23 protein-coding genes are annotated in these 22,791 nt (G+C 64.1%); 8 read left to right on the top strand and 15 right to left on the bottom strand.

Annotated elements, in window-relative coordinates; all coding sequences use genetic code 11:
• The first annotated feature begins 294 nt into the window (after positions 1 to 294).
• The 3 genes from J4G43_RS38920 to J4G43_RS38910 all read left to right on the top strand — a co-directional run bounded on the left by J4G43_RS38920 (position 295) and on the right by J4G43_RS38910 (position 1,888).
• Positions 295 to 858, top strand: a complete 564-nt coding sequence (locus tag J4G43_RS38920) for a hypothetical protein (protein WP_225005361.1) — start codon at positions 295 to 297, stop codon at positions 856 to 858.
• A 323-nt stretch (positions 859 to 1,181) separates the two neighbouring features.
• Positions 1,182 to 1,388: a hypothetical protein gene (locus J4G43_RS38915; RefSeq protein WP_028147657.1), complete on the top strand. Its 207-nt coding sequence runs from the start codon at positions 1,182 to 1,184 to the stop codon at positions 1,386 to 1,388.
• A gap of 293 nt (positions 1,389 to 1,681) precedes the next feature.
• Entirely contained in the window at positions 1,682 to 1,888 is a 207-nt protein-coding gene (locus J4G43_RS38910; protein ID WP_071910441.1) for a DUF2934 domain-containing protein, read from the top strand.
• A 524-nt stretch (positions 1,889 to 2,412) separates the two neighbouring features.
• On the opposite strand, the gene J4G43_RS38905 is transcribed toward J4G43_RS38910, so the two are convergent.
• The 8 genes from J4G43_RS38905 to J4G43_RS38870 all read right to left on the bottom strand — a co-directional run bounded on the left by J4G43_RS38905 (position 2,413) and on the right by J4G43_RS38870 (position 9,505).
• On the bottom strand, positions 2,413 to 2,790 hold the full coding sequence (locus J4G43_RS38905; RefSeq protein WP_208088163.1) for a hypothetical protein: 378 nt from the start codon (positions 2,788 to 2,790) through the stop codon (positions 2,413 to 2,415).
• A gap of 235 nt (positions 2,791 to 3,025) precedes the next feature.
• Positions 3,026 to 3,652, bottom strand: a complete 627-nt coding sequence (locus J4G43_RS38900; protein WP_063981571.1) for a methyltransferase family protein — start codon at positions 3,650 to 3,652, stop codon at positions 3,026 to 3,028.
• Between the two features lie 28 nt (positions 3,653 to 3,680).
• On the bottom strand, positions 3,681 to 4,712 hold the full coding sequence (locus J4G43_RS38895) for an NAD-dependent epimerase/dehydratase family protein (protein ID WP_208088162.1): 1,032 nt from the start codon (positions 4,710 to 4,712) through the stop codon (positions 3,681 to 3,683).
• Between the two features lie 29 nt (positions 4,713 to 4,741).
• Positions 4,742 to 5,278 (bottom strand): Mpo1 family 2-hydroxy fatty acid dioxygenase, encoded by a 537-nt coding sequence (locus J4G43_RS38890; protein WP_208088161.1) that lies wholly within the window; start codon positions 5,276 to 5,278, stop codon positions 4,742 to 4,744.
• Positions 5,279 to 5,429: 151 nt separating this feature from the next.
• Positions 5,430 to 6,092 (bottom strand): OmpA family protein, encoded by a 663-nt coding sequence (locus tag J4G43_RS38885; RefSeq protein ID WP_063981574.1) that lies wholly within the window; start codon positions 6,090 to 6,092, stop codon positions 5,430 to 5,432.
• Positions 6,092 to 6,508: a hypothetical protein gene (locus J4G43_RS38880; protein ID WP_208088160.1), complete on the bottom strand. Its 417-nt coding sequence runs from the start codon at positions 6,506 to 6,508 to the stop codon at positions 6,092 to 6,094. The genes J4G43_RS38885 and J4G43_RS38880 overlap by 1 nt, the downstream gene beginning before the upstream one ends.
• An 88-nt stretch (positions 6,509 to 6,596) precedes the next feature.
• On the bottom strand, positions 6,597 to 6,884 hold the full coding sequence (locus J4G43_RS38875) for a type II toxin-antitoxin system HicB family antitoxin (protein ID WP_208088159.1): 288 nt from the start codon (positions 6,882 to 6,884) through the stop codon (positions 6,597 to 6,599).
• Positions 6,885 to 6,892: 8 nt separating this feature from the next.
• Entirely contained in the window at positions 6,893 to 9,505 is a 2,613-nt protein-coding gene (locus J4G43_RS38870; RefSeq protein ID WP_208088158.1) for an ATP-dependent helicase, read from the bottom strand.
• Positions 9,506 to 9,742: 237 nt separating this feature from the next.
• On the opposite strand from J4G43_RS38870, the gene J4G43_RS38865 reads away from it, so the two are divergent.
• The gene (locus J4G43_RS38865) at positions 9,743 to 9,916 is read left to right on the top strand and encodes a DUF1328 domain-containing protein (protein WP_008556598.1); all 174 of its coding nucleotides are present in this window, start codon (positions 9,743 to 9,745) and stop codon (positions 9,914 to 9,916) included.
• Positions 9,917 to 9,977: 61 nt separating this feature from the next.
• On the opposite strand, the gene J4G43_RS38860 is transcribed toward J4G43_RS38865, so the two are convergent.
• Positions 9,978 to 10,472 (bottom strand): thioesterase family protein, encoded by a 495-nt coding sequence (locus J4G43_RS38860; protein ID WP_028147665.1) that lies wholly within the window; start codon positions 10,470 to 10,472, stop codon positions 9,978 to 9,980.
• Between the two features lie 84 nt (positions 10,473 to 10,556).
• Between J4G43_RS38860 and J4G43_RS38855 the strand changes: the two genes are divergently transcribed.
• The 3 genes from J4G43_RS38855 (at position 10,557) to J4G43_RS38845 (ending at position 13,910) form a co-directional block, all read left to right on the top strand.
• On the top strand, positions 10,557 to 11,981 hold the full coding sequence (locus J4G43_RS38855; protein WP_208088157.1) for an FAD-binding oxidoreductase: 1,425 nt from the start codon (positions 10,557 to 10,559) through the stop codon (positions 11,979 to 11,981).
• Between the two features lie 104 nt (positions 11,982 to 12,085).
• The gene (locus J4G43_RS38850; protein ID WP_208088156.1) at positions 12,086 to 13,432 is read left to right on the top strand and encodes a Spy/CpxP family protein refolding chaperone; all 1,347 of its coding nucleotides are present in this window, start codon (positions 12,086 to 12,088) and stop codon (positions 13,430 to 13,432) included.
• A gap of 118 nt (positions 13,433 to 13,550) precedes the next feature.
• A complete protein-coding gene (locus J4G43_RS38845; protein WP_208089531.1) occupies positions 13,551 to 13,910 on the top strand; it encodes a hypothetical protein in 360 nt (119 codons plus the stop codon).
• Positions 13,911 to 14,038: 128 nt separating this feature from the next.
• Here the strand turns inward: J4G43_RS38845 and J4G43_RS38840 are convergent, their stop codons facing one another.
• The 4 genes from J4G43_RS38840 to J4G43_RS38825 form a co-directional block, all read right to left on the bottom strand.
• Positions 14,039 to 15,130: an ABC transporter ATP-binding protein gene (locus tag J4G43_RS38840; protein ID WP_208088155.1), complete on the bottom strand. Its 1,092-nt coding sequence runs from the start codon at positions 15,128 to 15,130 to the stop codon at positions 14,039 to 14,041.
• 51 nt (positions 15,131 to 15,181) lie between these two features.
• Complete coding sequence (locus tag J4G43_RS38835; protein ID WP_085399493.1) at positions 15,182 to 16,033, bottom strand: carbohydrate ABC transporter permease; 852 nt, start codon at positions 16,031 to 16,033, stop codon at positions 15,182 to 15,184.
• A 3-nt stretch (positions 16,034 to 16,036) separates the two neighbouring features.
• Entirely contained in the window at positions 16,037 to 16,966 is a 930-nt protein-coding gene (locus J4G43_RS38830; protein ID WP_063981581.1) for a carbohydrate ABC transporter permease, read from the bottom strand.
• Positions 16,967 to 17,115: 149 nt separating this feature from the next.
• Entirely contained in the window at positions 17,116 to 18,429 is a 1,314-nt protein-coding gene (locus tag J4G43_RS38825) for an ABC transporter substrate-binding protein (RefSeq protein ID WP_063981582.1), read from the bottom strand.
• Positions 18,430 to 18,549: 120 nt separating this feature from the next.
• Between J4G43_RS38825 and J4G43_RS38820 the strand changes: the two genes are divergently transcribed.
• Positions 18,550 to 18,723 (top strand): hypothetical protein, encoded by a 174-nt coding sequence (locus J4G43_RS38820; RefSeq protein WP_161495774.1) that lies wholly within the window; start codon positions 18,550 to 18,552, stop codon positions 18,721 to 18,723.
• Between the two features lie 234 nt (positions 18,724 to 18,957).
• Here the strand turns inward: J4G43_RS38820 and J4G43_RS38815 are convergent, their stop codons facing one another.
• Both J4G43_RS38815 and J4G43_RS38810 read right to left on the bottom strand, forming a co-directional pair.
• Positions 18,958 to 20,625, bottom strand: coding sequence for a SulP family inorganic anion transporter (locus tag J4G43_RS38815; RefSeq protein WP_208088154.1), 1,668 nt, complete (start codon positions 20,623 to 20,625; stop codon positions 18,958 to 18,960).
• A gap of 323 nt (positions 20,626 to 20,948) precedes the next feature.
• Positions 20,949 to 22,439: a caspase family protein gene (locus tag J4G43_RS38810; protein WP_208088153.1), complete on the bottom strand. Its 1,491-nt coding sequence runs from the start codon at positions 22,437 to 22,439 to the stop codon at positions 20,949 to 20,951.
• Between the last annotated feature and the right edge of the window lie 352 nt (positions 22,440 to 22,791).

Raw genomic sequence — 22,791 nt, 5'->3', positions numbered from 1 at the left:
GCGCGGGCTCAGACCTTATCGTCGACCTCTCCAGATCCACGATGGGATGTCGTCGTGCCTTTTTGCGCGCGCATCCAACTGGGTAGCGGCAAAAAGGTCAACCGTTACGGAACTCGACCAGCGCCTATTCCCGAGGAATGGCAGCCGACCAAATTTGCATGGAGAGGAAAGTCAGCGGCCGATGTGCCGGTCCAGCCGCCGGCGCGAGCCTCTGCTGCTACGCTAGGCACGCCCAAAGACCTGACTGATTTTCGGTGCCATTGCCCGCCGCGCGCCGTGACGACATCTCCAGGCATGCAACTGTTTAACCATCCGTTAACCATAGCTATTCATGATACTGCCCGTGTATGTGTGTTCGCGACGAGCTTGATCTGCATGGCGCAGCGTGGTTCCAGAGCTCCAGTTGGAGGGGATGAGGGCGTCCTGAGCTTTCCCTCACCGCTGGCACCAGACAAGGGAGCAACAGCTCTCGATCTGGTATATCAAGCGGCCGATGTCTTCCGCGATATGGAGAAGCACGCCCGCGAGACCGAAGCCCGTGCCCAATCACTTTGCGCGAGCGCCATAGAAAGATTGCGGCTGGCCGAAGGGCGAGCGGAGGCCGCCGAGCGGGCACAGCGTGAACTCACCGTAACCACCCAACGTAAGCTGCAAGATGCTTGCCGAGCGCTGGAGCAAGCCCAGTGCTGCATTGAAGCTCAGAAGGATAAGTTGACGGCCGTAGAGCTTCGCGCCGAAGTTGCGGAAGCCGAAGCGCGACAAGCCAAGGAAGCGCTCGCGCTCGTTGAAGAGGCCATTCGCAAGCGTCTGCTTTGCGCAAATCCGCATGCCGATGGCAGGTTGGCAGCGGTAGCCTGATCAATTGCGACTGCAATGGCTCACTGGGGGCTACCGCGCGGACCGGCGCGGCACGGGCGAACTACCCCTGCTGCAAGCCTGGCGGTAGCCACCGCCTTCAGCATTTGAAATCGGCTGGGATTGGGTTCGATCCAAATAGGGGCTGGTGCAGCCTGAGAGGCTCATTTTACTTGCGGGACAAGACGCCGCGTGACCCGCGCGCCAATCCAAATGACAGAGCCAAACGATAACGAACTATTAACCATGTTGGGCTATCTGGAGAATTGGGCATTCGGGGCGCGTGTGCTGGCTTGCGGGCCAGCCGGTAGCGTAGGCGTGGACCCATGGCCCTTGACCCGGAAGAACTCGTCACCCTGACAGATCACGGCTCGATGAAACTGCGCGCGGCAGTATCGCGCGCGATGACGTTGCCACCCAAGGAACGCAAGCGGACGACAATCGTCCGCGAGGGTGAACCGGCGATCCTGCATTTCGAGCAGATCAAAAACCTTGCGGCGCGGTGGAACGAACGGCTCGCGCCAATCGACTGACTAGTTTCGCTGTGCTGGTGTCAATCGGGCCACGAGCCCCCAAAGAGGCGACCCGTGCACGGCCTCGTCGACCCTCGGTAAGCATGAGTTTGATGCCGGTCGCCGCATGCGGATTACCGTTCGTTGCGACCTGCGTCCGCGAGCGCTGCCGAGATCTCTCGCAATGAGCGCCGACCGCCCTTGAGCGGCACCCGCGCGACGCTTGGCTTCCGCTGCCCCGTTAAGATTTCATTAACCCTACGAGAGCAAGTTTTTTGGCTGGGGCCGGGCGGATCATTCGCAAGGAAAATCCCATGCCAAATCTGGAAGAGGCAATTCGCGAGCGCGCCTACCACCTCTGGGTCGCCGATGGGCAACCCGACGGAAAGGCGGAAGTCCATTGGATGCATGCTCAATACGAAATTCTCGAGGCGTCAGTCGCAAACCCTGCTGTGGCTGACATCGCAGTGACAAAACCCGCCAGAAGGGTGCGATCCCCGAAAAAGCAAAACTCGCGCTGACGGGTCCAGCGCGAGGACGTGCGCCATTCGCAATTCGGTCGGCGGGCTGCCGGTTGTCGTTAGAAATGACATCCAACGATGCGGGAATTGGCAGCCTCGCTAACCCAAATTTCTTCGAGAGGAACCGACAACAACACCTAGACTATTCGTCGGGTCGGCAGTTCAATTGGCATTGGTTGATCGAGCCGGTTTCTCGCACCATCCAGCGCCGAGAGCGACGAGCGCCGACGTGACCAGAGCCCATGGCAACCAGTGTCCGACGGGACCAGCGTCCATAAGGCCAGCGTCAAGGAGGCCAGGGTCCAGAAGGCCAGCGTAGAGCGAGCATCAACCCTGCAAGCAGCCCGCCAAGTCTGCTCGCAGCCCAACTTGGCAAGACACGGCAAGGCCTTTGCCAGCGAAGAGCCTTTGAGGCTTTTGGGACCATCGGTTACTCCGATGGTCCCTTTTCATTGTGGTGCCATTGGCGCGAGACACCGGGCGGCTGTTGCTTCCGCGTTCACCATGCAATCGAGCGAGGAACGCTATTTGATCGTCGCGTGCACAGTGATTACCGACGTGCCAGAAGCTGTCGGTCCCTGACCCGTCGCTTTGATGGCAAAGGTATCGCTACCCTTATATTTGGCCTTCGCCTTGTATTCGAACGTAGACAGGTTGAGCCTTTTCAGCTTGCCGTGTGACGGCTTTTGAGAGATGTCCGAGCCACTCACCGTGCCGCGTATCTTGATTGGAAATTGGCAATTTCCTCCGGACGTGAGGTCAATGTCGGCCGTCGAGTTCTCGCCCCAATCCGCTAGTGTGCCTGAGATTGAGCATTCAGAAACGGCCGCCGCCCGAGATACAGACAGTAGGCTTGGACAGCTAGCGATGAGCGCCAACGCGGCGACCTTTGACAACTGCATAATAGGCTTCTCCGTAGCGTTGTCAGTTTACGGACATCACTCCTCTGGCACCCCGGCTAGGGCTAGGCGCATGCCCTCGCAGACCCGCTCTCGTCCTGCGAGATATTTCGTATCGTCCCTTGCTTGGCTGACAAGCAAGCGACTGATGGTAAAGCTTGGATCGAGCGCAAGTCCGACACTAGCAGTAACGTCGTGCAGAGAAAGCGGAACGCAGCGACCGCGCCTTCAGGACGCTTCACCGCGGCGACAGGAACGGAATGATCATCGGCACGCGGCGGCAATAGGCGCCGTAGGCGTCTTCGCCGAGCTCCTTCGACAGGAACACCTCTTCCATCCGGCCCTTCTGCCACATGCCGAGCGAGATCAGGATGGCGCCGAGGATCGTCGTTACGAGGCCGATCGCGATGCCGGTGACGAGCATGCCTGCAATCAGTCCCGTGTAGATCGGGTGACGCACGATGCCGTAGGGGCCAGTGTCGATAACGCGGTGGTCTTCCTTGTGGGTGATGGTGTTGGACCAGAATTTTCCGAGATGCAGCCGGCCCCACCAGGCGAAGGCGATGCCGGCGGCCGAGAGGACCGCGGCGATGTAGATGCCGGTGTTGCCGAGCACCCAGAGCGGCTTCCAGCCCAGGACCTGTGCAACCCACGGCGTGTACAGGATTCCGCCGACCAGGATCGGCAGGCGATAGCGCTGCGACTCCAGCGTCATGACCTGCTTCTGGGTGCGGCCCTGCCAGAACGAGGCGCCGACCCAGCTGGCGAGAAAGGCGAGCCAGATCAAGGCCAGGAGTTCGGTCGGCCAGGTCGTGGTCCAGCCACCCCAGGCCACGGAGAGAAGCTTGCTGAAATCGAAGGACATGAAGGTTCTTTGCGTTTGGGCGGAGGCCTTAGCTCGCGCGCGAGGACAGCGCGTGATGCTCGATGGCGCCGGAGGGCCGCTGGCCGTTGCGGGCGAGCAGATGGATGATGGTTTCGCGCAAGACCGGTTCGATCGGGCGCGGCGCGTAGCCGAGCTCGGTGCGCGCCTTGCCGATCGAGAGGTCGCTCGCGGCAAGCGCGATGCGTACGCCCTCGGCGGTGCCGTTGGGCGGCCGGCGCGTGATGCGATCGGAGATATGTTCGAGCATGATCGCGGAGAGCTCGGCGATCTTGCCGGGCACGACGACAGGGAACTGCCGGCGGCCGCTCATCGCCGACATCATCCGCAGGATGTTGCCGAGCGGAACGCAGTCGCCGCCAAGGATGTAGCGCTGGCCGATGCGGCCGCGCTCCATGGTCAGCACGAGGCCCATCGCGACGTCGCGAACATCGACGAGATTGACCAGGAAGTTGAGATGCGGCTGCACCTTCTTCTGGAGGAAGTACCACAGCATCGCGGTCGGCGGCGTCAGGTTGTGGTCGGCGGCGCCGATCGGCATCGTCGGCGTGCCGATCACGAGCGGAAACCCTGCGGCCGCCGCCTTCGCGGCGTGGTGCTCTGCGAGCGACTTCGACCGCGTATAGGCGCCGGGCATCGCATCGGCCGGCTGCAGCGCCTCTTCGGCGGCAACGCCGTTGAGGTCGGAATAGGGGAACAGGATCGATTCCGTCGAGCAGTGCAGGAAGCGCGACACGCCGCGCTTCATCGCCGCGGCAAGCACGATTTCGGTGCCGCGGCAATTGACGTCGTGGAAGTCCTGCTTGTTGGCGACCCACATGCCGGGCAGGCCGGCGAGGTGATAGACCTGATCGACACCGGCGATCGCGGCCTCGACCGCGGTACCGTCCAGCACCGAGCCGTGGACGTGTTCAACGTCCGCGTTCGCCGCGGCCGGCGCACGGACATCGAGAACGCGTACCCGCTGCCCACGGGCGCGGAGCGCTTCTACAAGATGATGTCCGATGAAGCCGCTGCCACCGGTAACCAGTACGAGAGCCATGCAGAAGGTTTGCTGTTTCGCTTCTAGAGCTATCGGGTTGAAAGGGAATTGGTCGGAACAGGCGCCAGAATCGCGGCAAGGTCGCGACGGAAGCCCAGTGCAATGAATAATTTCGCCATGACAAACATCGGTCCAAGCAGGAAATGCGCGGGGTGGTCGACCATCGACGGCTGCCGTTCCTCGAAAACCCTGTGGCCCACGATCTGCGCTGCGACGCCAAATCCGATCAGCAGCGCAAAAATCGACCACATCATGACGATCGAGGCCTGATTGCCGATTGCGGTTGCGACCGAAAGCAGCACGATCATCGCGGCGAGGATGCCGAGCCCAATCCCGGCGTCCAGCATCAGCCAGTAAACCAGCACCGGCAGGGCCGCAACCACGGCCAGGCTCACCTCGATCCCGAAGATGGGAAAACGCACGAGAGTGAGTGGCAGCACGGCGCCGGTGAAGAGCAGGAGGATTCCGACCACGTGCATCGCGCAGTTCCAGGGATCGCGATGATATTCGACGTAATCGGCCAGTTGGCGTTGAAAATAACCAGCCATCTCGGTCTCGTGCAGCATGGGGGCGGGGAAGGGCGAGAACAGGCTATAGCACCTGATAGGGCAGTGCACAAACCGGATCGCGTGTCGCGCAAAGCATGGCTGTTGCGCTTTCGACAGGCCGCAAAACGGTTGGAACTTCAAAGAGTTCCGTCAGGGGAAGCGATCTTGCTCAGCGCTTCTTGGCGGGCTTTTTCGCCGCAGGCCCGGGCGCCGCAGCCGGATGCGCAGGCGCCTCCTCCGGCACCTTGGCATAGGTCAGGATTTGCAACTGGCCGTTGACGGCCGAGGTCGGCTTGGCCCGGTCGAGAAACTGCTCCTCGCCGAGGCCGATCGGATGCAGCCGCTTGGTCGAGATCTTGAAGGTGTTCACCAGGACGTCACGGATCGCATCGGCGCGTCGCTGGCTCAGGATCGCATTGGCCTCGCGCGTCTTCGCATTGGATTCGACATGGCCGACGATCAGGAACGTGTACGGCAGCAGCGAGGAGTTAACCAGCGCGTCCGCGATGCGGCCGACGGTCTGATAGGACGCCGGCTGGATGATCGGCGTGTCGGCGTCGAACTGGATCTGCGCGTTGAAGGCGGGCAGGTTGGCGAGGTCAGGCGCGATCAGCGGCCGGTTCACCGGACCCGGATCGTTCTTGATCCTGGCCTTGGCGCGCTCCATCACCTGCTGCTTCAGCGCGGGAAGGTCGACCTCGGCGGCCTGTTCGAAATGGTTCAGCTTGCCGACAATGTCGTCACGGGTCGGCGCCGCCGTCTGCGCGCTTGCTGCGCCCGCGAGCAGGGCCAAGACCACGACCAGCGTGATGGCGATTCCGTTCGCGCGCATCACCGATACCCCGCGTCGTCGACGGCCTTCAGGCAGTTGTTGCTGATGCCCTTGGGCGTCGAGACCAGGCAGGGGATCGACTTGCTGGTCTCCTTGGTCGAGCCGCCGCAGACCTTGACGATCTCGCGCTGGCAGGCGTTCGCCACCGTGACGCGCGCGGCGACGCGCTTCTGGATGGCATCGAAGGCGCCGAGATAGTCGCTCTGGCATTGCTGGGAGAGCACGTCGCGGTTGCGGGACAGGCACTCTTTCAGCCGGGTCGAGTCCGGGTTGACGCCGCGGCAATTGGCGACGATTTCCGCGCCGCAGCTCTTGGCCAGGAGCCCGATCGAATCGCCAAAGCTCATGGTCTCCGCCGCCGCTAGCGGCGGCATCCCCAATGCCAGCAAGATCAGTGTGATGGAGCCCCGGACCATGGGCGCATCTGATACGGGGAAGTTCGCGGTGGTCAAGGGGCGTTCGGGCGAGAACTGTCGAACGTCCGGCCAGTGCGGCGAACAGTCCTCACTCGGCCTCAGGGAGGGGCGGCCATTCGATCAGGGCGACCGTGTGTTTCCTGAGGTCGTCGGCCACAGCAGGGTCGGCCTTGAGCTCGTCCAACGTCCGCGGCGGGGGAAGCTGGCGGCCGTCCGCGCTCAGCTCCTGCGCATAAAATGCGAGCGCCTCGGGCGCACCCTCCAGGGCCTCGTCGACGTCGTCGCCGCCGGAAATGCAGCCCGGCAAGTCCGGAAACCACAAGCTGACGGCGTCGTCCGGGTCGGCGTCCTCGATGATGGCGACGTACTGAGGCATATCAGGCGTCACGCCCGCTGCACAAAACTGTCCACGACCTTCTTCTCGCCGGCCTTGTCGAAGGCGATGGTGAGCTTGTTGCCGTCGATCTTGGTGACGCGGCCGTAGCCGAATTTCTGGTGGAAGACGCGGTCGGAGAGGGAAAATTCCGAGGTGGTGCCGGTGGATTTGGCGACCAGCTCGCCCTCGATCGTCATCGGCCCGCGGCGGCGTGAGGAGAAGCTGCCGAAATCCGGGCCGGATGAGGAGGAGAACGACGAGGCTTGTTCCTCGAAGCCGCCTTGGCCGCCGCCACTGCGTCCACCGCCCCGGTTCCGGTTGGCCTGGGCGCGCTGCCAGCCCGGGGTCGAATAGGTGGAACCGAACGCCTCCATGTCGTCGAAACGCGAGGCGCCGTAGCCGCCGGTGCCGCCCCAGGCCGAGCCGCCCTTGGATTCCGTGATCTCGACATTGGCGGACGGCAATTCGTCGAGGAAGCGCGACGGGATCGTGGTCGACCAGGTGCCATGGATCCGGCGGTTGGTCGCAAAATAGATCTTTGCGCGGCGCCTCGCGCGGGTCAGGCCGACATGGCCGAGCCGGCGCTCTTCCTCGAGGCCGGCACGGCCCTGTTCGTCCAGCGTGCGCTGGCTCGGGAACAGGCCTTCCTCCCAGCCGGGCAGGAACACGTTGTCGAATTCGAGACCCTTGGCCGAATGCAGCGTCATCAGCGACACCGCATCTTCCTCGGCGCCGTTGTCGCGATCCATCACCAGCGAGATGTGCTCGAGGAACCCTTGCAGGTTCTCGAACTCCTCCATCGAGCGCACCAGTTCTTTCAGGTTTTCCAGCCGGCCCGCGGCGTCCGCCGAGCGGTCCTTCTGCCACATCTCGGTATAGCCGCTCTCGTCGAGCACGATCTGGGCGAGATCGGTGTGCGCGGTGACCTCGCGCTGGGCGCGCCAGCGGTCGAACTGGGCGACGACGTCGCGCAAGCTTCCGCGCGCCTTCGGCTTCAGCTCGTCGGTCTCGACCACCGCGCGCGCCGCCTCGAACAGCGGGATGCGGCGCTTGCGGGCGTGGTCGTGGAGCATCTGCACGGTGGCGTCGCCGAGGCCGCGCTTGGGCACGTTGACGATGCGCTCGAAGGCGAGATCGTCGGCGGGCGAGTTGATGACGCGCAGATAAGCCAGCGCGTCGCGGATTTCGGCGCGCTCGTAGAAGCGCGGGCCGCCGATCACGCGGTAGGGCAGGCCGAGCGTGACGAAACGGTCTTCGAATTCGCGCATCTGGTAGGAGGCGCGCACCAGGATCGCGATCTCGTTGAGCTTGTCGCCCTGGCGCTGGATCTGTTCGATCTCCTCGCCGATGCCGCGGGCTTCCTCTTCCGAATCCCACGAGCCCGTCACCGTGACCTTCTCGCCGTCATGGTCCTCGGTGCGCAGCGTCTTGCCGAGCCGGCCTTCGTTGTGTGCGATCAGGTGCGAGGCGGCGGCGAGGATGTGGCCGGTCGAGCGGTAATTGCGCTCGAGGCGAATGACCTTGGCGCCGGGGAAATCGTGGTCGAAGCGCAGGATGTTGTCGACCTCGGCGCCGCGCCAGCCATAGATCGACTGGTCGTCGTCGCCGACGCAGCACATGTTTTTGACGTGGGGCGTCTGCTCCCTCGCCCCGCTTGCGGGGTCGCGACGAGCTTCGCTCGCGCTGAGAGCGTCGGGGTGAGGGGCTGTCTCCACGAGTTCAGTCTGCGGAGAGTCCCCCTCACCCGCATCGCTTTGCGATGCGACCTCTCCCCGCACGCGGGGAGAGGTGAAGGAGGGAGACGCCGGCGCCTGCGACAGCAGCCGCAGCCACAGATATTGCGCGACGTTGGTGTCCTGATATTCGTCGACCAGGATGAACTTGAAGCGCTGCTGGTACTGCCGCAGGATGTCCGGATGCTCGCGGAAGATCCGGATGTCCTCCAGCAGCAGATCGCCGAAATCGGCGGCGTTCAAGATCTTCAGCCGCTCCTGGTAGCTCGCATAGAGCTTGCCGCCCTTGCCGTTGGCGAACACGGCGGCTTCGCCTGACGGCACCTGCGACGGGGTCAGGCCGCGGTTCTTCCAGCCGTCGATCAGGCCGGCCAACATGCGTGCCGGCCAGCGCTTGTCGTCGATATTGTCGGCCTGCAGCAGTTGCTTGAGCAGCCGCACCTGGTCATCGGTGTCGAGCACGGTGAAGTTCGACTTGAGCTGCGCCAGCTCGGCATGGGTGCGCAGGATGCGGCCGCCGATGGAGTGGAAGGTGCCGAGCCACGGCATGCCTTCGACCGCGTGGCCGAGCATCTGGCCGAGCCGGTGCTTCATCTCGCGCGCGGCCTTGTTGGTGAAGGTCACCGACAGGATCTCGGCGGGGCGGGCGCGGCCCTGGCTGAGGATGTGGGCGATGCGCGTGGTCAGCACGCGCGTCTTGCCGGTGCCGGCGCCGGCCAGCACCAGAACCGGGCCGTCCAGCGTCTCCACGGCGTCGCGCTGCTCGGGATTGAGCCCGGACAGATATTTCGGGCCCACGGAGGCGCGCGCACGCGCGGCGATGCCGCCGGCTGCGGGCTGGTGGTCGGGTACGCTGGTGATTTTGCTCGGCTCGGTCATGCGAATCATTGGCCCCACGATGGCACCGCGGGGTGGTGGAAGGGAGCCTTCTTAACAGGGATTGCTGCCTATATGGGGCGTCGGGGCAAGGTTTTCCACGTGCGCGGCGGGCCGATTTGTTCCCTCCGCGAGGGCGAATTTCCAGCTTGCGTGGGCCGGAACCATCGTTCCCGCGTCGAGATTGTCTGGACAGGTGGCGCGGCCAGCCGCGCCGACGCAGACAGACATCAAGACGAGGATTTGACCATGCTAGGCTGGGTTGTGACGTTTCTGGTTATCGCACTGATCGCCGGCATCCTGGGCTTCGGCGGCATCGCCGGCGCCTCGATCGAGATCGCCAAGATCATCTTCTTCATCGCGGTCGTGCTGTTCCTGGTCTCGGCCGTGGTGGGCCTTGCCCGAGGCCGCAACAGGATATAGCGCGGTCTGATTGGCGCATGATCTTACCGGAAAACCGCTTCACACTTTTCCGGATCATGCACTACCGCTTCGAGGGCATCGCCACGTTTCGGCCGATGCCCTCGGGCCGCGGCACGGCGCCGTGGGCGCCCACGACGGCTGCAATGCGCTGCCGGATATCGGGCGGAAAGGCCGCCACCTTTCGCGAGCCCATGTCGATGTGGAGCGACATGTTTTCGGAGGTCGCCGACAGCCAGCCTTCGGTCGCGTGCCGCAACTCCTGGAACGTATGCAGCCGCTTGTCGTCGGCTTCGAGCAGCCAGACCGACACCTGCACGGGATCGCCGAGGTGGATTTCGCGCAGATACCGCACATGGCATTCGGCGGTGAAGGTCGAGCCGCCTCGCTCCTTCATGTAGCCCGGCCCGATCCCGAGCTGTAACCACATCTGGTCGATCGCGCGGTCGAACATCACGTTGTAATAGGCCATGTTGAGATGGCCGTTATAGTCGATCCATTGCGGCTCGATCTGCATGATCGACGAGCGGAACGGCTCGGCAGCGGCGGTCTCCGGCATGTGTCTTTCCTGCTATGCGCGCGGTCGCTTGACTTGACCGGTCAGATGTCCTTTGCCACGGTTCTTCTGTCGGGAGGAATGTCCGTGGGTACGACCATCACCAATAATCCGCCGCGGGTCGAGCCGAAAGCCCTCGCAAGCGCGCTGGAGCAGCTTGCCGCACGGTTCGGCAACCGCCTCATCACCTCGCAGGCCGTTCGCGAGCAGCACGGCCATACCACCACATGGATCGTCAACCAGCCGCCGGACGGCGTGGTGATGGCGCAGGAGACCGCCGACATCCAGGACGTGGTGCGGATCTGCGCCACGAACCGCGTGCCCGTCATCGCCTTCGGCACCGGCACCTCGCTCGAGGGCCAGGTCAATGCGCCGGCCGGCGGCATCTCGATCGACCTGCGCGACATGAACAAGGTGCTCGCGGTGCATGCCGAGGACCTCGACTGCGTGATCCAGCCCGGCGTCACCCGCAAGGCGCTGAACGAGCATCTGCGCGACCAGGGCCTGTTCTTCCCCATCGACCCCGGCGCGGATGCTTCGCTCGGCGGCATGGCCTCGACCCGCGCCTCCGGCACCAACGCGGTGCGCTACGGCACCATGCGCGATAGCGTGCTCGCGCTGAAGGTCGTGCGTGGCGACGGCGAGATCATCACCACAGGCACGCGCGCCAAGAAATCATCCGCCGGCTACGACCTGACGCATCTGTTCGTCGGCGCCGAAGGCACGCTCGGCATCATCTCCGAGCTGACCATTCGCCTGCGCGGCATCCCTGACACGATCGCGGCCGGTGCGGTGTCGTTCGAGACCGTGCACGGGGCATGTCAGGCCGTGATCCTGGCGATCCAGACCGGCATTCCCGTGGCGCGCATCGAGCTGCTCAACGCCGCGCAGGTGAAGGCCTGCAACGCCTATTCGAAGCTGACGCTGCCGGAAACACCGCTGCTGCTGATGGAATTCCACGGCAGCGAGGTCGAGGTCGGCGAGCAGTCCAAGGCCTTCGGCGAGATCGCAAAGGATTGCGGCGGCGGCGACTTCTCCTGGACCACCAAGCCGGAAGATCGCACCAAGCTGTGGCAGGCGCGGCACGACGCCTATTGGTCGGTGAAGGCGCTGCGTCCCGGCGACAGCATCGGTGTGGTTGCAACCGACGTTTGCGTGCCGATCTCGCGGCTTGCCGATTGCGTCGGTGAGACCGAGGAAGATCTCAAGCGGCTCAACCTGCTGTCGCCGATCGTCGGCCATGTCGGTGACGGCAATTTCCACTGCTCGCTGGTCTGCGACACCAACGATGCCGACGAGATGGCACGCGGCGAGGAGTTCATGCATCGCCTGGTCGAGCGCGCGCAGGCGATGGACGGCACCTGCACCGGTGAGCACGGCATCGGCCAGGGCAAGCAGAAATATCTCAAGGCGGAACTCGGCCCCGAAGCGCTCGACGCGATGCGGGCGCTGAAAAAGGCGCTCGATCCGCTGAATATCTTCAATCCCGGCAAGATCGTGCCGGAGGCATAGCGCGCGGCCGGCTGCGACGCGGTCGCGGAACTTTCGGCAGTCAGGCCGGTTCCAATCCCGTCAATTTCCGATGCCTCGATGGCGCGGCTCTGCGGGAGGATGCGATGTTGCGACCTGTCATTGGAATTGCCGTGATGGCGCTTGCCTGCATGCTGGCGGGCACGGCTCTGGGCAAGGGCGGGCACGGTGGCGGCCATGGTGGTGGGCACGGAGGCGGGCATGGAGGCGGGCATGGCGGTGGCCATCACGGCGGCGGTCATCATGGTGGTGGTCATCATGGAGGCGGCCATTTTGGCGGTCATGGCTTCGGGCACGCGCATGGCGGCGGGCATCATGGCGGGCCCCGCTTCGCAACTGGCGCGCGACATCGCGGCCCGAACTTCGGCCAGATCCGCAATGCGGCCGTCCGTCCTGCGAATTTTCGCAACGCCCTCAACGTGCATTCCAGCGCCTTCCGCAACGGCCGTCTGATCAGCAATCCGACCGCGCGAGCCCAGATCGCAGCGGCGGCCGCACTGGCCGGCTGGCACGGCGCCAGCAGCGGGTGGTGGCAACATGCGGGCGGCGGTTATGGCTGGGTCGGACCGCTGTTCTGGCCGTTCGCCTACAACGATCTCTACGATTACACGATCTGGGGCGATGGTCTCGGCTTCTGGGGCTACGGCTATCCGGACATCTATGCCGGCATCTTCGGGCCCTACGGCTATGACGGTCTCTCGGCCTATCTGCCGCAGCGGCCGCAGGGACGGCGCCAGGCGCGCGGCGTCCCGCTGGATCGGCTCTGCGGCAGCGACCGCCGCGAAATCGTCGGTCTGCCGATCGACCAGATCGCCGCCGCGGTGCAGCCGACCGAGGCGCAAGGCGCAAGCCTCGACGAACTCGGCAATGCCTCGATCCAGGCGTCCGAGATGATCCGCGCGTCCTGCCCGTCGCAGGTCGCGGCGACAGCGCCAGGTCGGCTGACGGCGATGCAGCAGCGCATCGAGGCGATGGAGAAAGCCGTCGATCTCGTTCAGCCCGCGCTCGATCGATTCTACGGCTCGCTCACCGACGAGCAGAAGGCGCGCTTCAATGCGCTGGCCGAGGATCAGCGTCGTGCGACGGCTTCCAGTAACACCGGGGGATCGCTGGTCCAGAATTGCGCGACGCCTGCTGCGCTCGATTGGCCCAGCACTGACATCGAGGCGAGGCTTCATCCCAACGACACCCAGCGCGCCGCGCTACAGGTGCTCCAGGATACCAGCGCCAAGGTCAGCGCATCGCTCAAGGCGGCCTGCGAGCCCAGCGACGTGATGACGCCGCCGGCGCGAATGGCGGCGGTTCGCAAGCGGCTCGACACGATGCTCGACGGCGTCAAGTCGGTTCGCGCAGCGCTGGAGGATTTCTACGCCACGCTGAATGACGAGCAGAAGGCGCAGTTCGAGGCCATCGGACCACGTCGGACGTCCTGACCGCATATCGATAATGCGTGGCGGAAAAATCGCCTCGCCGATTTCGATGGGCCTCTCTATGCTGGGCGAGGCGGGAGGCCGGAACGACGGCGGCTGGAAGACCATTGGTGACGGGGCGATGAAGTGGTTCGCAAAGCAGAAGCCGGCGGACATCTGGGACGAGACGATCGAAGGACCGCTCGGCGATATCGAGGCCGCCGAGCGCATCCGCGCGATCTGTGACGCCGCGGCCGCGAGCGCGGCCGGTTCGGCGCGCAACGACACGCGCGAAGGTGAGCGCTATGAACGCGCGGCCAAGGTGGCGATGGAAATCGCGATGAAGATCTCGGATGGATTGATGCGCGACGCCGCCGTCCATCGCATCGTGAATCTCTGCATGACAGCGAACGACCTCAAGACCGCGCAGATCCTGTTTCGCGCGATCCATGCCAGCTGGATCCGCGAGGCCGTGCAGCGGGATCATCCGACACTGGCCTAGAGGCGTGTACTCGTAGATCCGGTGTGCCCGGCAGCGAGCCAAGTGCCATCGCGCTCTCCGGGCGTCATCGAAGCTGGTGACAAGAAGGCGAATTCCCGCTCACCGGTGGAATTGATCCTCTGCCGGGGTTAGATGGCCGCCTCGGTCTGCGCGTCGAAAACATGAAGCCTGGAAGGCCGCATGGCAACGCGCAGCCTGTCGCCCACCCTCACCCTCGCGGTCGGCTCGACGCTCGCCACCATGATACTCTCGCCGACCTTCATATCGAGCAGGATTTCCGAGCCGAGTTGCTCGACCACCTCAATCACAGCATCGAAGCATGAGTGGCCGAGATCAGCGCTACCCGCCACGGTAAGGTCCTCCGGCCGCACGCCGAGCATGACCTCGCGTCCGATATGGCCGCGCAGCCGCTGCGCGGTCTCGTCCGGCAGCTTGATGCGCAGGCCGGAGTTCTCGGCAATTAGCGATCCGTTTGCCTCGGTCACCGTAACGGCGGCGAAATTCATGGCCGGGGAGCCGATGAAGCCGGCGACGAACTTGTTGGCGGGCTGATTGTACAGTTCGAGCGGCTCCCCCACTTGCTGGACCACGCCGTCTTTCATGACGACGACCCGGTCACCGAGCGTCATGGCCTCGACCTGATCGTGGGTAACGTAAATGGCTGTGGTCCCGAGACGCAGATGTAGCTTCTTCAGCTCAACGCGCATCTGCACCCGCAGCTTGGCATCGAGGTTCGACAGCGGCTCGTCGAACAGGAACACGCGGGGGTGACGCACAATGGCACGACCCAACGCCACGCGCTGGCGCTGGCCGCCGGACAGCTGGCGCGGCTTGCGCGTTAGCAATTCACCGATGCCGAGGATGTCGGCCGCCTCCCGCACGCGCTTGTCAATCTCGGGCTTTTCGAATTTGCGCATCTTCAGGCCAAACGCCATGTTGTCGTGCACGCTCATGTGCGGGTACAGGGCGTAGTTCTGGAACACCATGGCGATGTCGCGGTCCATCGGCGCCAATTCATTGACCACGTTTCCGTCGATGGAAATGTCGCCGGAACTGATCGCTTCAAGCCCGGCGATCATTCTCAGCGTCGTGGTCTTGCCGCAGCCGGACGGTCCGACGAACACCACGAACTCCTTGTCGCGGATCTGCAGATTGACGTCTTTGACAGCGTGCACGCTGTCGTAGAACTTGTTGATCCCCTTGAGGGCGACCTGGCCCATTCGCTCCACCCGCCTTCCGCATGCCCACTTTCCTGATGATCCGGGGTGCTGTCAGCCCTTCACCGATCCAGTCAGTCCTGCGACGTAGTGCTCGACGAAAAACGAATAGGCGATAGCAACCGGGATCGATCCGAGCAGGGCGCCAGCCATCAGCGGTCCCCAGAAGAATACATCGCCGCGGATCAGCTCCGATGTGACGCCGACCGGCACGGTCTTCTGTCCAGGCGAGGACAGGAAGACAAGTGCGTAGATGAACTCGTTCCACGACAGGGTGAAAGCGAAGATGCCGGCCGAGAGGATGCCCGGGATCGCCACCGGGATGACGATGTAGAGCATGGCCTGCCAGCGCGAGGCGCCGTCAATGCGCGCGCATTCCTCGAGCTCCTTGGGCACCGCCTTGAAGTAGCCCATCATGAGCCAGGTGCAGAACGGAATGAGAAAGGTCGGATAGGTCAGGATCAATGACCAGGGCGTGTCACCCAGCCGATAGTTGCGGATGATCTCTGCCAGCGGAATGAAGAGCAGCGTTTGAGGCACCAGATAGGTGATGAAGATGCCGGTGCCCAGGCTGCCTGCAAATGGAAAGTTCAGCCGCGAGAGAGCATAGCCGGCGAACACGCCGCACACGAGCGAGATGGCGGTTGACGCGAGCGCGATGAACGTCGTGTTCCACAGCCACGATGCAAACAGCGTCTCCTCGAACAGGTACCTGACATGGTCCCAGGTCGGGTTCCAGGTCCAGAACGGATTGTAGTTGATCGAATTCCAGGGTCGGTAAAGCTCGCCGTCCGGCCGCACCGAAGTGATCACCATCCAGTAGAACGGGAACAGCAGGAAAAGCAGGAACATCGCCATGGGGACGTAGAAGAACGCCCACTTTCGCCACCTTGCGCCCTCGATCATGGCTCAGCGGACCTCCACGCGGCGGATGTAGAGAAGTTGGATGATAACGACCAGAAACAGGACCGGAAACATGGCGAGCGAGATGGCAGCGCCCTCGCTTAGGAGGCCGGTGCCGATGCCGATCTGATAGGCGTAGGTGGCGAACAGGTGCGTTGCATTGGCTGGTCCGCCGCCTGTCATCACATAGACGATCTGGAAGTCGGCGAACGTCTGAATCACCGAGAACAGCACCACGACCATGGTCACGGGCAGCAGCAGGGGCCAGGTGATGTGCCAGAACCGCTGCCACGGCCTGGCACCGTCTATGGCGGCGGCCTCGCTAAGTTCGGGACTGATGGTCTGCAGGCCGGCGAGCAGGCTGATGGCGAAGAATGGCACTCCGCGCCAGATGTTGACGATGATGATCGAGATCATGGCGAGGTCTGGATCGCCAAGCCAATTGATCCGACCGCTGATCAAACCGAGATGGTAGAGGAGCCAATTGAGGACGCTAAATGTCGGGTCGAACATCCACTTCCAGGCGAAAGTCGAGAGCACGGTCGGGATGATGAAGGGCAGCAGGATGAAAGCACGGGTGAAAGCCTTGCCGCGGAAATTCCGGTTGAGCAGCATGGCCAGCCACAGCCCGAGCGCCAGCTTGAAGACGGTGGTTACGCCCGTATAAAGAAACGTGTTGTAGACGGAGGTGCGAAAGATCCCGTCATTGAAGATCTTGTAGAAGTTGGCGAGGCCGACGAACTCGCCTGGAACGCCGACGCGCGAGTTGGTCACCGACAACAAGATGCCGCGCAAGAACGGATAGGCGATGAACGTACCGAGCAGCGCCAGGGTCGGCACCAGCAGCACGAATGCGAGCCAACGCTCGTCCTCAAGCAGCCGGATTCTGGGCCGCGGCGCCTGCGGCATGTAGACTTGGGTCTCGGCGATCGCCATCTCGCTTCACCTCTAAGCGCACGCCAACAGACGCGTCATGCGAAACTTTGATCGCGCCGCCTCACAGAGAGACGGCGCACCGTACAAGTCCGAGACGCGGGGCGCGCGGCAGCCACTTCGCAGCCGTGCGACGTGCTGCGCACGTACTTTCAAGAATAGACCTTCTTGAGTTCGACTTCCGCCCATTTCACGGAATCCTCCGCCGGAGCGCCCTGGATCGCTTTGGCGTACATATCTGTGATGATGTATTTGGTGAGCACTTCGGCAGCCTTCTTGCCTGATGAGGGCAGAGGGTACCCGGGCGTCTGACCCAGGAGGCCGGCGATCTTGAAGGGCGCCATGACCTTGTCCTCTTCCCACAACTTGTGTTTCTCCCATTCGTGGGTCGGCGGTGTCGCGAAACCTTTCTGGGAGACGAACCACGGCTCGTAGTTCGCCTTGGTATGGACCCACTTCAACAACGCCTTCGCACCGTCCTGATTCTTCGAATAGTTCGGAATGACGTGAGAGAAATAGGTGTGCATGGCGAATTGGCCGGCCGGGCCTTTGGGCAACGGCGAGTGCTGGATGTCGGTCTTCAGCTGTGCGCCTTTTTCAGTAATATATTTGTCGGGGTTGCGCAGCGATTCGATGTAGATCGAAGCGCCGTTGAGCGTGGCGCAGATGGTTTGCGACAGGAACGCACGGTTGTTGTTGGTGTCATCCCAGGCAAGCCCGCCCTCGTCGTGGGCTTCCTTCCAGAAAGCCGTCATGAACTTGACGGACTCGATGACCTCTTTCTTGTTGATGTTGACAGTCTTGCCGTCCTTCTCGACCTCGGTGCCGCCCCACGACCACATGTACGGGTAACTGAACGTCGGCGCGTCACCGAACGTGTGGCCGAGCGTCTGACCGATCGGCCGGCCCTGGGCCTTGAGCTTCTTGCCAACCTCGCGATACTTCTCCCAAGTGTCCGGGAAGGTCGATGAGCCGATCTCATCGAACCAGGATTTTCGGTAGGCGATCATGGCGCCGACGATGGTCCACGGCAAAGAGATCCATTTTTGGCCGTCGGCGGAGTTGGACTTGCACAGATCATAATAGCCATCTTCGGCCTCGCTCACACGACCTGCGATGTCGGACAGGTCGATGACGCTCTCCGAATAGATCTGCGGGTGGTTATTGAAGAGCATGATGATGTCGGGACCTGAGCCCGACTGGATCGCCGAGGTGATGCGCGGCTGCAGGTCGTTGCCATTCACAGTCTCAAGATTGATCTTGATTCCCAGCGCCTTCTCGGCAGCAGGCAGCAGCTCCTTGCGCAATAGCTGATCGGAAGCTGGCACGAAGTCATTCCAACGCAGCCAGTGTACCGTGGTGCCCTGTGCAAAAACGGGAGCCCTGCCAGTGGCCAGGATGCCGGCCATGCCGCCCACAAGCGCCGTGCCGCCCTTGAGGATGTTACGTCGGGTTACCGTCGTCATGCATTCCTCCCTCGGTGTGTCTGAGCTAATATCCTTTGGCCAGTCTAACGCCGGCCTGGAGTGCCTTTCAGTCTATCGCGCCTCCGTGGCTCAACGCATGCGCACGCGACAACGTGCGCATTGCATTGGCTCGATGATCCTTTGGTGGCCTTCCACTTGCAGCGCCGGGGTGGCGAGTTCGCCGCGAACCAGGGGGCGTTCTTCGCGGAGCAGCGGCGCGATTGCATCGCACCCAATCGTAACGGCGATACGATCGGCGGCCTGGATCATGTCGGCGCTGCAGCCAGCGCTTGAACCCTACCGTCATAACGATCCCTCCCGCGCAGCGACGGTATAGCCGCGGCCAAGCGGGTTTTCCCCGTCTTATATGAAGTTCGGTACCGGAAGCTGGCGCGACATCATTGTCGCCCGTCGCAGCAGGAAATCAAGTGCTAGCTTTGACGCGGCGGCCATGGTCTTACTCCGCGAACTGGCCGGCGACCAAAAGTATCGCTCCCTTTGGGGCGGCGGACCGAGTGAAGGCGGTGGTTATTTCGCCAGCTTGCGCACGGCCTCGTCGACGCTGTGGAAGACGTGTTCGCGGGGCAGGGCGTCGAACAGTCTGAAACGTTCGAACGCGTTCTGCGCGCGCGCCGATTCCAGCCGCGCCAGCGCGACGGTGACGCCCTGTTCGCTGCACGCCTTGAAGACGTCGAGCAGGATCTGCGCGGCGGTGAAGTCGATCTCGACCATGCCGCTCGCCTCCAGCACCAGCAGCTGCGGCGTCGAGGTGCCGAGCACTTTCGCCACGTCGCTGCGAAAACCCGGCGCGTTGAGGAAGGACAGCGGCGCCTGGAGCCCGATCACGGCGACGCCGGCGACGCGCTCGCCGGTGATGTGCGGATGCGCCGGCCACCAGATCGTGGTGCCCGGCACGCGCTCGAACTCGACGAGCCGCGCGCGCGTCGTGCTCCAGATGCCGTGCAGCAGCGACAGCACGATGCCGAGGAAGGCGCCCTGCTGGATCGGCAGCACGATGATCAGCGCGGCAGTGGCGACGATCAGCAGGAACTCGCTGAACGATTGCCGGTAGATCATGGCGATCTGCTTCACCCGGATGATCCGCAGCGCCACGAACAGCAGGATGCCGCCGAGCGCGGCGTCCGGAACGTGCTGCAGCAGCCCCGTCCCGAACGCGAGCAGCGCCAGCACGATTGCCCCGGCCGCAAGGCCGGCGAGCTGCGATTGTCCACCGGTCTCGGCAACGATCCCGGTTCGCGGCGGGCTGGCATTGACCGGAAACGCGCCGAACAGGCCGGACAGCACGCTGCCGGCGCCCGCACCGAGGAAGTCGCGGTCGACATCGGCAGGCTTGTCGGGATCGGACGGGAACGACCGCGTCGTCGCCGCGGTCTGCACCATCACCACGACCGTGATGACGAAGGCGAGTGGCACCAGGCGCACCCACAGTTCCGGCGCAAGGTCAGGCAAGGTCGGTCGCGGCAGCGTGCCGGGCACCGCGCCGACGACGCTGACGCCCTTGCTTTCGAGGCCGAGCGCGATTGTGGCCAGCGTCGCGGCGACGAGCCCGATCAGCGCGCCCGGAATTTTCGCGCTGACCCTCTCGGCGATGAAGACCACGGCGAGCACACCGAGCCCGATGCAGAGCGTGAAGGGGTTGGTGCGGCCGAGTTCGGTCGCGAGCACGCCGATGCGTTCGAGTGTCGGCCCGCTTGGTGATGGAAGCCCGAGCACGCCCGGCAGTTGCGAGACGATGATGTGGACGGAGATGCCGGCGAGGAAGCCGACCATCACCGGTACGGACAGAAGATTGGCGATGCCGCCGAGGCGGAAAGCGCCGCTGGCCAGCATCATCGCGCCGACCATCAGCGCCAGCGCGATGGCAAGCCCCTGATACTCAGGCGAGCCGGTGGCCGCGAGCGCGGCAAGTCCGCCGGCGAAGATCGGCGTGATCGTGGAATCCGCGCCGCAGGACAGGAAGCGGTTGCCGCCGAGCAGCGCGAAACCGAGCGAGCCGGCCATGAACGCGAAGAAGCCGATCTGCGGCGCAAAACCGCCGAGCCGCGCCGTGGCCATCTGCTCGGGGATCGCAATCGCCGCCAGCGTCAGGCCCGCCATGAGGTCGCCGGGCAGGGCATAGGACGCGAGTGACCGGAACAGCGGCCATGAGCTCTTGGCGGGCGCGTCGTGCGGCATCGATATGGAATCCCCGGAAAGGCTGGCGTCGGCAGATCAGCCTACAGTACTTCCGGAAGGCCACAGAAGGCGAAATATCCGCAACTCTCGTGTCCCGGACGCGCTGCAACGCCCAGCGTTGCTGCGCAGAGCCGGGACCCATCGCGCCGCACAGTTCGCTGGTACATGGGCCCCGCCTCTGCAGCGCACCGCACCGGACGATGCGTCGCATCCCCGGGAGCGCTGCGCTGCGTCCGGGGCACGAGAGTTGCTGGCCGCTCACCATCAACAGAAATGTCCGCAGGCAGGGCCTGCGGACATCCATTCGCTTGGTGAACTGGGGCTCAGTACCTGCCGCGGTTGTAGTCGCCGCGTCCGTAGCCGCCTCCGCCACGGCCGCCCATGCCCATGCCGAGACCGATCCCGACGCCAATTCCGACGCCCACGGCTTCAGGTGGCGGGCCAGGGGGCGGCGCGCGCTCGTAGACCACTTCGTCGGGCGGCGGCCGGCGCGGCTTCGACGGCGTCTCCACCACCTTTCGCTTCGGCGGCGTGTCGTCGACGCGCTTCTTGATGACGGGCGCCACCGCCGGATTGACCGGCGTTGCCGGTGTCGACGGCGCCGAGCACGGGCAGGTCGGGGCCATTGCGACGGCGACCGGAGCAGGGGCCGCTGCGGCCGCGACCGGCAAGGCATAGTTGCGGTTCTGCACGCGGAGCAGCAGCCGGCGCGCGGTTGCGGCGAGGTCGCTGTTGTCCCAATTTGCCAGGTAGGCCTCGAACGAGGCGCGGGTGTTGATCGCGGTCGCGCGCTCCCAGGCCAGCATCTGGCGCCGGCGCTCCAGGATCGTGCGCAGGCGCGGCGTGTAGGAGGCCTGTGCGTAGAGCTCGACATAGGCCTGATACGCCTCGACGGTGTCGTCGGCGATCACCAGCTCATAGGCAGCCTTCGGCTCCTTGCCCTGCAAATCCTTGCGCCAGTCCGCGACGCTGCGCGTGCCGCTGGCGAGTGCCATGGCGGATGCGCCCGGGAGAGAAGGCTGTCCGCCGCTGCTCTCGCCGCCGAAGAACCTGAAGTCGGTCGTCAGCGACGAGCTCTCCCACGGGATCTGCCGCCCGTCGGTCGATTGCGCCACGGCGATGCGGATGCGCTTGAACACTTCCTCGATCGGCAGGTTCGGCTGCTTGGCGACGGTCAGCGCGGCCGTGGTGTAGGGGCTGTCGACGCCGGAGCCGTCCTCGGCTTCCGCGCCGGGCGAGGTCGAATAGGAGATGAAGGAGCCGGGCGCGCCGGCCTTGGTGTCGACGATTGCAAGCCCGTGGCCGGCGCCGCTGAGCGCAGGGAACGGATTGTTGCGGCAGGCGTCGAGCATGAAGATGCGTGCCCGCGTCGGCAGCGCGCCGAGCGTGTTGAGCAGATCGTTCAGTCGCACGCCCTGGAGCGGAATGTCGGCCTCGCGCTTGGGATCGAGATCGACCGGCACCAGATAGTTCTCGCCGTCGATCTGGAGGCCGTGGCCGGCATAGAACACCAGTGCGACGGTGTCGGCGCCGCTGGCGCTGACCTTGCCGGCGAAATCGGAGATCGCAGCGCGCATCTCGTTTTGCGCCAAATTGGCCGCCGTGGTGACGGTGAAGCCGGCATTGCCGAGCAGCTCCGTCATGCCCCTGGCGTCGTTGGCGGCGTTGGGCAGCTCCGGCACGGTGCGATAGGCCGATTGACCGATCACGAGTGCGAGCCGCGCCTCGGCGTCGGCGTCGGTCGGCGTCATCAATTGCGCGAGCGCGACAAGGCTGGAGGCAAGAAACAAATTGCGAAGGACCGGACGGCGCATGGTGTCACCTCCATCGGCAATGCGCGCGATGATGTCATCATTCCTAGGTCGCCGCCACGCGTCTGTCTGTGCACTGGATCACGCTGCAAGCTGCGGCAAAATGGGGCAGGGCGTCTGCCGGAGCCGCGGGGGCATCGCTCGGGCGGCATCCATGTGAATTGCGCATTGATCCATGCACCAATTGGATTGATCCGTGCTGCTGCGCGAAGCGTCCTGTCGCACATCGGCCCCGAGGCCGATCCGATCGAGAATCCCGGACAAACATGGTCGTTTTGACGGCGCCGATGCCGTTGATGTTCGCAACCCGCCGCTTTGCGGCGGCCGGCTGCAACCCTTGCCTGCCCCGTCGCTT

The sequence above is a fragment of the Bradyrhizobium barranii subsp. barranii genome, from assembly GCF_017565645.3.
In the GTDB taxonomy this organism is placed as follows: domain Bacteria; phylum Pseudomonadota; class Alphaproteobacteria; order Rhizobiales; family Xanthobacteraceae; genus Bradyrhizobium; species Bradyrhizobium barranii.
The sequence above is the reverse complement of the archived record's forward strand: the minus strand, read 5'-3'. Positions and strand labels throughout refer to the sequence as shown.

Excerpts from the sequence above, each read along its gene's own strand:
- J4G43_RS38835 (WP_085399493.1), bottom strand. The coding sequence starts at position 16,033 with ATGATCGAGGGCGCAAGGTGGCGAAAGTGGGCGTTCTTCTACGTCCCC.
- J4G43_RS38870 (WP_208088158.1), bottom strand. The coding sequence starts at position 9,505 with ATGATTCGCATGACCGAGCCGAGCAAAATCACCAGCGTACCCGACCAC.
- J4G43_RS38880 (WP_208088160.1), bottom strand. The coding sequence starts at position 6,508 with ATGGTCCGGGGCTCCATCACACTGATCTTGCTGGCATTGGGGATGCCG.
- J4G43_RS38825 (WP_063981582.1), bottom strand. The coding sequence starts at position 18,429 with ATGACGACGGTAACCCGACGTAACATCCTCAAGGGCGGCACGGCGCTT.
- J4G43_RS38920 (WP_225005361.1), top strand. The coding sequence starts at position 295 with ATGCAACTGTTTAACCATCCGTTAACCATAGCTATTCATGATACTGCC.
- J4G43_RS38845 (WP_208089531.1), top strand. The coding sequence starts at position 13,551 with ATGAAGTGGTTCGCAAAGCAGAAGCCGGCGGACATCTGGGACGAGACG.
- J4G43_RS38905 (WP_208088163.1), bottom strand. The coding sequence starts at position 2,790 with ATGCAGTTGTCAAAGGTCGCCGCGTTGGCGCTCATCGCTAGCTGTCCA.
- J4G43_RS38910 (WP_071910441.1), top strand. The coding sequence starts at position 1,682 with ATGCCAAATCTGGAAGAGGCAATTCGCGAGCGCGCCTACCACCTCTGG.
- J4G43_RS38840 (WP_208088155.1), bottom strand. The coding sequence starts at position 15,130 with ATGGGCCAGGTCGCCCTCAAGGGGATCAACAAGTTCTACGACAGCGTG.
- J4G43_RS38860 (WP_028147665.1), bottom strand. The coding sequence starts at position 10,472 with ATGCCGGAGACCGCCGCTGCCGAGCCGTTCCGCTCGTCGATCATGCAG.
- J4G43_RS38830 (WP_063981581.1), bottom strand. The coding sequence starts at position 16,966 with ATGGCGATCGCCGAGACCCAAGTCTACATGCCGCAGGCGCCGCGGCCC.
- J4G43_RS38915 (WP_028147657.1), top strand. The coding sequence starts at position 1,182 with ATGGCCCTTGACCCGGAAGAACTCGTCACCCTGACAGATCACGGCTCG.
- J4G43_RS38875 (WP_208088159.1), bottom strand. The coding sequence starts at position 6,884 with ATGCCTCAGTACGTCGCCATCATCGAGGACGCCGACCCGGACGACGCC.
- J4G43_RS38850 (WP_208088156.1), top strand. The coding sequence starts at position 12,086 with ATGTTGCGACCTGTCATTGGAATTGCCGTGATGGCGCTTGCCTGCATG.
- J4G43_RS38890 (WP_208088161.1), bottom strand. The coding sequence starts at position 5,278 with ATGCTGCACGAGACCGAGATGGCTGGTTATTTTCAACGCCAACTGGCC.
- J4G43_RS38895 (WP_208088162.1), bottom strand. The coding sequence starts at position 4,712 with ATGGCTCTCGTACTGGTTACCGGTGGCAGCGGCTTCATCGGACATCAT.
- J4G43_RS38865 (WP_008556598.1), top strand. The coding sequence starts at position 9,743 with ATGCTAGGCTGGGTTGTGACGTTTCTGGTTATCGCACTGATCGCCGGC.
- J4G43_RS38810 (WP_208088153.1), bottom strand. The coding sequence starts at position 22,439 with ATGCGCCGTCCGGTCCTTCGCAATTTGTTTCTTGCCTCCAGCCTTGTC.
- J4G43_RS38900 (WP_063981571.1), bottom strand. The coding sequence starts at position 3,652 with ATGTCCTTCGATTTCAGCAAGCTTCTCTCCGTGGCCTGGGGTGGCTGG.
- J4G43_RS38885 (WP_063981574.1), bottom strand. The coding sequence starts at position 6,092 with ATGCGCGCGAACGGAATCGCCATCACGCTGGTCGTGGTCTTGGCCCTG.
- J4G43_RS38815 (WP_208088154.1), bottom strand. The coding sequence starts at position 20,625 with ATGCCGCACGACGCGCCCGCCAAGAGCTCATGGCCGCTGTTCCGGTCA.